Genomic DNA, 7,649 nt, shown 5'->3' on the forward strand with positions numbered 1-7,649 from the left:
CTCCAGCGGGGCGCGCACCAGCCCGGCGTGCTCGTAGCGCAGGTTCTCGTACAGCTCCGACGCGGCCGGGCAGTCTTCCAGGATCAACTGCAAGGCCGTGCCCGGCTCGACGCGTTCGAGCGCGCGGCTCAGCTGCTGCACGACGGTGCGGTACTGGTGGGCATCGATCTCGGCCGGGCTCGCTTCCATGCGCTGAACCAGGCGCGCCAGCGCGTGCACGACATCGAGGTCGCTGACACTGCGTTGCTGGGATTGGGTGGTTTTCATGCGTTTCCTTCCGGGAGGGCGGCGCCGTGGCTGCCCCGTACGCAGGAAGTGGGGATGCTTGATCGGCTTGCAAGACCTGCCGCGGGCTCACCCTTCAGTACGCGGTGGTACTGCCCCGAAGGGAGGAGGGCACGCGCACCGGCGGCGCCGACAGTGGAGGCCCGCCACCGGAGACCTCCATGCTTCAGACGACGATCGCACCGCGGGTGATGCCCACCCCGCCCCTGCCGACAGGCCCGCGCGGCCTGGATGCGCTGCACGACCGGGCCTTCATCGACCTGCTGCGCGGCTACCGCTGCCATGGCGGGCTGGCGCGCGAATCGCAGTTGCCGGGGCGGTGTGGGGTGCTGGCGGGGGCCCGGGCGATCCGCTTCGAGTGGAACGGCGTGGGATGGCTGCCGCTGTTCCAGTTCGAGCAGGGCACGCTGGCGTTGCGCGAGGCGCCCCGGAGGGTGATCGCCGAGCTGTCGCCGGCGTTCGACGGCTGGAGCATGGCGACCTGGTTTGCCGAACCGAACAGCTGGCTGGATGGCGCGCGGCCGGTCGAGCGGTTGTATGCGGACCTGGCGGCGGTTCTGGAGGCGGCGCGGGTCGACCGGTTCATCGTGGCGGGGCGAATCGGGCCTGAGTTTGTCAACAATAGTTAGCCAGCACCTGCTGGCGGCCAACCGGGGTTGCTCCGTCATCTTGCATCGCCTCTAATCCATTCGCCGCGCGATCCGTCCCCAGCAGTCCCCAGAGATTGACGATACGGCGAGTCGAGAGAGGCCGGTCGCGCCCGCGGGTGCAGGGCGCAAGGCGAAAGTGAATGATGATGAAGATTGCGGCGATATTCTCTTGTGCCGTTGCTTGTTTTTTTGCAAGCGGTGCCCCCCAGGCGGCACCGAGATACTATCCCCAGACGGTGCCTCAGATTGATGCGAAGCTGTTCGATAATCCAGGATATTCGAGGTTCAAGATCAGTGTTTCGCTGAACGACACCAAGACAGACGGTGATGTGATTGTCGGAAACGTGATCGTCTGCTCTGACAAGGCGTGCTATCGACCTGACATGCCCAACAAGAGAATTGGGCTGTACAACACAAGCAGCGGCAAGGCCGAACTGATCTACGAAGTTCGTCTCCCTGACGATGAAATCAAGAGCGTTCATTTCGATGAGGTGGCGGGGGGGAAGGTTGTTGTTGGTGATCTGAATCTGAGTACAACCTTGAAGCTGGACTCGGGGAGGGCGCAAGGCGGAGAGATTCTTGTATTGGTCAAAAAGAAACAAGGCGGGAATAGGGTGGTTTATTACCCTGAGTCTTCGGCCGTCGGTTTTTATCACCCAGAGATAAATTCGGTTTACTACAATCCAGCATTCGCAGCCGCAGTGAAGCTGAAAATGGGCGTTGAGTGGGATATCGCGGCGCGGGCGCTTGCAGCACCGCAGATATTCCTTCCGAGTGTGCACAATACTGGTGATATTTATCCGATGGTTGATATATATCMGGAGGTTGCTTTCATGGGCAGGAGTTCGCTTTTCGTAAGGCCATTAAGGAAGCCCGCTGATGCCTCCGCAGTAAGTGGTCAGAACTCAAGTTTCGAGCCCATTCGAAAGAGTGTGAAGAAGACTGGGTTGTTTCGATTTAACGAAGAAGAGAGTCAACTCAAGTCGCAGGAAAGTGTCTCAAGTGCGTCCACTGCTTCATGGGTGGCGAATTGCGTGGCATCCATTTCTCAATACCTTCCCACCATAACATCATCGATGACGTCGACAGGCGCGGTGTACTTCAGGAAATGCGAGGAGATCCCGCCCTATGTGCACATTGCAATTGGGGACAATTCCGATGCTCGCGAGATTGTTGGAATAGTGTATGACTCACTGGATTCAACTGGCTTGCTGGCTCTTCAGAAAATAGAAACATTTTCGGGGAACTCTCAGATCCTGATCAATGGATTTTCGTGGGTGGGAGATCGAGGCAAAGGCCCGGGAACTGGCCTTGCCAGAGGGTTCGTGCAAAGGGACTCCAAGGTGCTGGGAAGCAACAGGGAAAATGGAGGTAATTCAGGAGCACCCGGCTTGAACCAATTGGCGGTTCTGATTCAGCCTGGCACACTGCCGAAATGGAAGGAGGCCATCAATGGTCCCTTGTGGACGAACGGTGTGGATGGCGTCTCGGTTCCCTACAGCGTCGTCAGTTCATCGACTTCCATCATCAAGAATGGCGTTTGCACCACTGATTCCGATATAAATAGATGGTCGGCTTTTGGCGTGACTCCCGACAACAAGATGATCTTCATGTCTTCCACCTCAGACGGGAGCGCATCTGCCGCAGAATTGTGCGAGGTTTTTCGAGCATTTGGTGCCACCCATGCGCTCCGGATGGATGGAAATTCCGCGGCAGGCATGACGATTGATGGAAGTCGGGTCAACCCATTGAGTGGTGTCGATAAGATTATCTATGACGAATCCAGGTATGTGGCCTACGGATTGGGAATGGCATTCATCAACGGGGCCGCGGCTCCCGCGACCCCGGTGATTGGCGGACGAAAATCCATTCCCAGCAATCCTTGCAAGGTGGATCCGACAAGATGCCAGTGATGGGTTGATGCCGTCGATTACGTTGCTCACTCCTGTCACCTGGTGGGCAACGGGTTGATCGGAAACAGGTGGCTGGTGCCGGTGCTGGTGGTCGAGAAGTGGCAGCCGAAGCAGCCCATCGAGGCCGACTTGTTCGGGATCACCACCTGGTGGTAGGTCTCCATCGTGGTGTTGGCCAGCAGCAGCGAGCCGCGCAGCGCCGGGGCCGTGGGGCCTGAGGGGATCGAGCCGTCGCTCGTCCACACGGCGCCCACCTGCGTGTAGTTGGCCCGCACGTCGCCCACCAGGCCGAGCATCACCAGGATGTCGAGGTTCAGCGAGATCAGCTGGCTGTTGTTGACGGCCGAGGCGGCGGTGGGCGCATTGCCCCACGGATTGACGCGGTAGACGTTGTTCTGGCGGATCGTGTTGCCGCTGGTCGCGACAACGTTGCCGGTGGTGGAATCGATCGTCATCTGCGGCACAAGGGCACCGCTCTGCGCGCCGCCGCTGGCCATGAACGACCAGGTGCCGGTCGAGTTGTACGGCACCTGCACGGTGGTGCCGAACAGGGTGTTGAAGTAGAACGCGTTGTTGGGCGCGTTGTTGCGGTGCTCGAAGGTGGCCCACACCATCTCGGGATGGCCCTGCACCGCGCCGACGATGTGGATGCCCACCAGGGCCAGCGTCTTCGCGACCGTGGGCGATTGCTTGTTGATCGTCCACAGCGTGGTGCTCGTCTTCACGTAGTTGGGCACCGTCGCGTCGATGGTCACGTAGTCGGCCGGGTTGGGGACGGTGGCGGCATCGACCCAGGCCGTCTTCAGCTCCAGCCCGAGCGCGTTGGCATCGGGCAGCGAGCTGCCCTGGCTCGATGCATAGCTCACCACCGGGGCGAGCCCCGCAGGCGTGTTGGGGAAGGGCGCGGTGGCGGGGATCACCTTGTTCGACACCGCGGTGTTGAACCACGCGTAGACGTCATTGGCGTGCACGCCGAAATAGATCAGCGAGCCGTTCATCGACAGCACCGTGTCGCCGCCACCGGCCTGGCCGCCGGGCTGGATGCTCTGCGTCTTGGTGCCGCGCACCGCGAAGCTGTGGCGCGCGACGCCGGCGGTGTTGGGGATGTAGTGGCCGCCCTGGGCGTCGAAGTTGATGTCGAAGAAGACCGGCGACTCGAGCACGATGCCCCCGGCCGCCGGCGACGAGATCCACAGGAACATCTGGTGCGCCCACTTGTAGAAGTCGCAGGTGGTGTTCTGCGCTGGGAAGCCGATGCTGTTGGCGAAGGTGACGAACCCGCCCTTGCTGACGCGGCCGGAGACGAACCAGTTGCTGAGCTCCTTGGGTGACACCGAGCAGGCGGCGTTGGTGTATTGCAGGTTGGCGGGGAAGGCCTGGACTTGGGTCGGCACCTGGGCGTGGGCCGGGCTGAAGGTGGCGGCCGCGAGCGTGGCGGCGGCGAGCAGTGGGCGGGTGATGCGCATGGGGGGCTCCCTGGGGTGGGTGCCGCCCTGGGCGGTACTGCTGGCCGTCGGGCTGGCGTGATGTGGATCAGACCAGCGGGGCGGGGGTGGGGGAATCAGCTCCGGGCTGATTTGTTGAGGGTGAAATGCTTAGAGCAAGCATCAAACCTTGGTGGGGAGTGACCGAGGTTTCAGAACGCGCTGTTACAGTTGTGCGTTCAGGCTGGATTCGTACTCTCAGCACATGAGACGGGCGATCCTTCTCGCGTGTAGTGGGACACCGGTCCCAACGCCACAACCGCCTTGCTCGCAATTGAGCATCCGGCCTCCAACGACGACTAGCACGCTGCGGGGGGAGTGAGGATGTGGCACGACATTGAGGCCGAGGTTGATTTGCTCAACTTCGGTCTAGTAGCCGACGCGGCAGCGACTCTTATACGAGACGCTGGGGGCACACCACTGACCATCGGTATATCCGGCGGGTGGGGGGCAGGCAAGTCGACGCTGGTCAAACTTGTTCGCGCACACTTGGAGGCAAGCACCAAGAAGGATGGAAAGCAGTCTTCGTACATCCTGATGGAGTTCAACGCGTGGCTCTATCAAGGCTACGAAGATGCCCGACAAGCTCTTCTTCAAGCGGTTTCCGACCGTCTCGTCGAAGAGGCCAGGACGCGCAAAACCTTCATCGACAAGTCGCTGGACTTTGCCAAGCGCGTCAAGCTTCTCAAGGCTGGTCGACTGGTCGCACCCGTTCTCGCGCATGTGGCGGTCGGCACCGTCGCCGCCGGGCCTCTGGGGGCGCTGTTCGGTGCCGTTAGCGGTTTGGTTCAGGGTCTGAGCGATGAAGAGAAGCGTGCCGAAGGCCTCAGTGCCGTGCAGGAGGCGTATTCCGAGCTGAGCCCCGAACTCAAGGACATCATCGGAGAGAAGAAGGAAGCCTCGCTGCCCAAGGAAATCGAGGGCCTTCGCAAAGCGTTTGTGGAGTTGCTGGAGAAGTTCGACGTTCACCTAGTGGTTTTTGTCGACGACCTTGATCGCTGCCTTCCGACGACCGCCATCGGAACTCTGGAGGCAATGCGGCTTCTGCTGCACGTGAAGCGGACGGCCTTCTTGATTGCCGCTGACGAAAGCATGATCCGTGGCGCTGTCCGGGCGCACTTCAAGGGCGTCGACATTGAGGAAGGCCTGGTCACCAGCTACTTCGACAAGCTTATCCAGATACCGTTGCGGGTACCAAGGCTCGGCGTGAGCGAGGTGAAGGCATATCTAACCTTGCTCCTCACCGACTTGGCCGTCCGGCAAGGGCGGCTGTCGGCCGAAGTGCAGGCGAAAGGGCAGGCCGCCGTTCTTGATCGCCTCAAGAAGTCCTGGGAGAAAGGGATAACTCGGGAGTTCCTCGACGAGGCGTTCGACGCAGAGAAGGCGGGGATCGCCAAGGAACTCGACATCGCCGACCAGCTTGCGCCGCTGCTGGTCACGTCAGCCGAGATTGCTGGCAACCCGCGCCTCATCAAGCGCTTCCTCAACAACCTCATGATTCGGCAAACTGTCGCCACCGCGATGGAGATGCCTCTGGCGTTGCAGGAGCTGGTGAAGGTCCAGCTCTTCGAGCGATGTGCCTCGAGCGCTGCGTTTGAGTTCTTGGCCAAGTCGGTCGCCTCAAGTTCCGACGGGAAGGCGACCTTCCTGATTGAGGTAGAGAAGGCGGCCCAATCCGCCGAGAAGTACGAGCCGCCACATCCCTCCTGGACGGGTGATTTCTACGAGCAGTGGGTCAGGCTGAACCCGCAGCTCGCAGCCAAGGATTTGCGCCCAATACTCCATCTCAGTCGAGACCGCAGCTTGGGTCTTGCTGCATACGACGAGTTGTCCGCTGAGGCCAAGAAGGCACTGGAGGCCACCATGGAGGCCACCGAGGTGTCGAAGCTCTTAGTGGCTCGATTGGCATCTCTAGGGGAGGGCGACGTCTCCCGAATTCTGAATCGGGCCATCCGCAAGGCCAGGGAGGACCAGTGGCAGGAAGAAGACATCGTCCGATGCCTCAACTGCACAGGAGCGCACCCCCAACTGGGGTTGCAGCTCGCCTCCGTACTTTCCGAAGTTCCAGGAAACAAGCGCCACCTAGCCCTCATGCCGTTGCTCCAGCCTCTGGGCTGGGCTCAGCCGGTTCTGAGTGGGTGGGCGAACGACCCAGAGACTCTGACCAGATCTCGCCAATACCTTCAGAAGAAGGCAGGTAAGTAGTGGGCACGTCGACATCGAGCGCTGGTCCTGGAGCCGGTGTGAGTCTTGATCCGCCGTGGCTCGATGACGTCGCTCGAGAAGTTGGCGGAGGGAGTTCGATCCAATCTGGTGACGCGGACCCCTTTGTCTCGCCCGGTGGCGCTCCCGGCGTGGCGCCGCCGGCTCGTTACGGCGACGCCCGACGGGAGCTGGGGAAGTACCTCAAGAACGGCGACACGCATCATCTTCGCAAGGCCTTGGCTCACTACTCTAGTCGCGGAAGTGGTGGAGCGAAGGCTGCGGCCAGCCGAATGCGGGCTTCTACGCGAGCAGGGGCCACGCTCTTCTCATTCCTCAATGCAGTCAGCCAAGGCTCTTCTGCCGAGGCTCGCCGGTGGGTGGACGACCTGCGAGCCAGCAATCCGTCTGCAGAAGACGTGGTGGACGCCATCGTCCGTGAGTTGGCGCCTGCAGGCGGAAGTGCTGACGAAGAGTCGTTCCGCGACGCCATGGCATTGGCACTGTCTGAACTGGTCAGGGACGATCCGAGCATCGACCCTTTGGCCATGGGAATCGACGACATTTGGGAGTTGATGAAGGGCTACCTCGCGACCGAAGCAGCCAATCGGCTGWGCTTCGACCTGGGGCCAATCTTCGAGAGTGCGCAGCTCGACCCGAGAACTGTGGTGATCCGCGAACGGGAGGTGCGACGCTTCATCAAGAACGAGATGGGCCTGCATGTCGACCTGCTGCGCGGCACGAACGCGAATCCAACTCGAGGTCAACTCGATTCAATTCTTCAAGAGGCATTGAAGATGACGTTCGAGCTGTTCGAGGCCGACCTATGAACAAGGTTTTCTGTGCGCCGAAGGACCTAATTCCAGAGTTCCGTCGCGGTGACGTCACGTACTTCTCGATGTATGGGCACGACGGACTTTCCGATGTCAGCACGGTGGGTGCCTCGCTCATTGACGACATCAAGCGCGCAGGCGTTAAGCCCAGTGCGAGGAGCTGGGACTTCTTGACTTTAGCCCTTGCGGTCAACGCTGCTGACCACGCGGTGGAGCGCAATGTCTCTTCCGACGGCTGGACTCGAGTCATTGAGCTGGACCTGGCCCTCTTTGATCCTGAGC

General features: G+C 60.9%; 6 protein-coding genes and 1 pseudogene. 5 read left to right on the forward strand and 2 right to left on the reverse strand.

What is annotated here, in order from left to right:
* Window positions 1-267, reverse strand: a 267-nt coding sequence (locus AC1D1T_RS27945; RefSeq protein ID WP_477992903.1) for a hypothetical protein, incomplete at its 3' end; no start/stop codon positions are given.
* Between the two features lie 179 nt (window positions 268-446).
* Between AC1D1T_RS27945 and AC1D1T_RS27950 the strand changes: the two genes are divergently transcribed.
* Window positions 447-914: a hypothetical protein gene (locus AC1D1T_RS27950; RefSeq protein ID WP_477992904.1), complete on the forward strand. Its 468-nt coding sequence runs from the start codon at window positions 447-449 to the stop codon at window positions 912-914.
* 161 nt (window positions 915-1,075) lie between these two features.
* Entirely contained in the window at window positions 1,076-2,848 is a 1,773-nt protein-coding gene (locus AC1D1T_RS27955) for a phosphodiester glycosidase family protein (protein WP_477992905.1), read from the forward strand.
* 35 nt (window positions 2,849-2,883) lie between these two features.
* Here the strand turns inward: AC1D1T_RS27955 and AC1D1T_RS27960 are convergent, their stop codons facing one another.
* The gene (locus tag AC1D1T_RS27960) at window positions 2,884-4,314 is read right to left on the reverse strand and encodes a hypothetical protein (RefSeq protein ID WP_477992906.1); all 1,431 of its coding nucleotides are present in this window, start codon (window positions 4,312-4,314) and stop codon (window positions 2,884-2,886) included.
* Between the two features lie 342 nt (window positions 4,315-4,656).
* Between AC1D1T_RS27960 and AC1D1T_RS27965 the strand changes: the two genes are divergently transcribed.
* The 3 genes and pseudogenes from AC1D1T_RS27965 to AC1D1T_RS27975 form a co-directional block, all read left to right on the forward strand.
* On the forward strand, window positions 4,657-6,537 hold the full coding sequence (locus AC1D1T_RS27965; RefSeq protein ID WP_477992907.1) for a KAP family P-loop NTPase fold protein: 1,881 nt from the start codon (window positions 4,657-4,659) through the stop codon (window positions 6,535-6,537).
* Between the two features lie 38 nt (window positions 6,538-6,575).
* On the forward strand, window positions 6,576-7,364 hold the full coding sequence (qatB, locus tag AC1D1T_RS27970; RefSeq protein WP_477992908.1) for a Qat anti-phage system associated protein QatB: 789 nt from the start codon (window positions 6,576-6,578) through the stop codon (window positions 7,362-7,364).
* A pseudogene (locus AC1D1T_RS27975) lies at window positions 7,361-7,649 on the forward strand (Qat anti-phage system QueC-like protein QatC); the annotation flags it as partial. The gene qatB and the pseudogene AC1D1T_RS27975, both read left to right, overlap by 4 nt.

Source organism: Rhizobacter sp. P2_H3 (assembly GCF_056403355.1).

Excerpts from the sequence above, each read along its gene's own strand:
- AC1D1T_RS27950 (WP_477992904.1), top strand. The coding sequence starts at position 447 with ATGCTTCAGACGACGATCGCACCGCGGGTGATGCCCACCCCGCCCCTG.
- AC1D1T_RS27960 (WP_477992906.1), bottom strand. The coding sequence starts at position 4,314 with ATGCGCATCACCCGCCCACTGCTCGCCGCCGCCACGCTCGCGGCCGCC.
- AC1D1T_RS27965 (WP_477992907.1), top strand. The coding sequence starts at position 4,657 with ATGTGGCACGACATTGAGGCCGAGGTTGATTTGCTCAACTTCGGTCTA.